This is a genomic window from Lysinibacillus sp. FW301-JW8 (assembly GCF_058788755.1).
The window spans coordinates 24,601-25,104 of record NZ_JBYTBB010000044.1 but is presented as its reverse complement, the minus strand read 5'-3'; the positions used below and the strand labels follow the sequence as shown (position 1 = coordinate 25,104).

Genomic DNA, 504 nt, shown 5'->3' with positions numbered 1-504 from the left:
CATACATTTGGTGGCTGGTACACAAGCAGTGCCATGGATACGCCATTTAATTTTAACAATGCCATCACAGGAGACACAGTTGTCTATGCAAAATGGAATTCAGTGACGTATACGGTGAGCTTTAATGTGGATGGAGGAAGTGCAGTCGCTTCACAAACAATAGCCCATGGAGAGAAAGCGACAGAGCCGACATCAGCACCAACAAAAGCAAACCATACATTTGGTGGCTGGTACACAAGCAGTGCCGTAGATACGCCATTTAATTTTAACAATGCCATCACAGGAGACACAGTCGTCTATGCAAAATGGAACCCTGTGACTGTGACGCATACAGTGAGCTTTGATGTAGCTGGAGGAAGTACCGTATCGAATCAAACGATAGATCATGGGAAAAAAGCGAGTCAGCCGACGCCAGCGCCAACGAAAGCTGGCTATACATTTGGGGGCTGGTATACAAGTAATGCCTACACAACACCGTTTGATTTTGACAGTGTAATTACAGGA

The 504-nt window shown here is 45.4% G+C and carries 1 protein-coding gene; it reads left to right on the top strand.

Annotated elements, in window-relative coordinates; genetic code table 11:
- Positions 1-504, top strand: a 504-nt coding sequence (locus tag AC3WOM_RS17270) for an InlB B-repeat-containing protein (RefSeq protein WP_492447732.1), incomplete at both ends; no start/stop codon positions are given.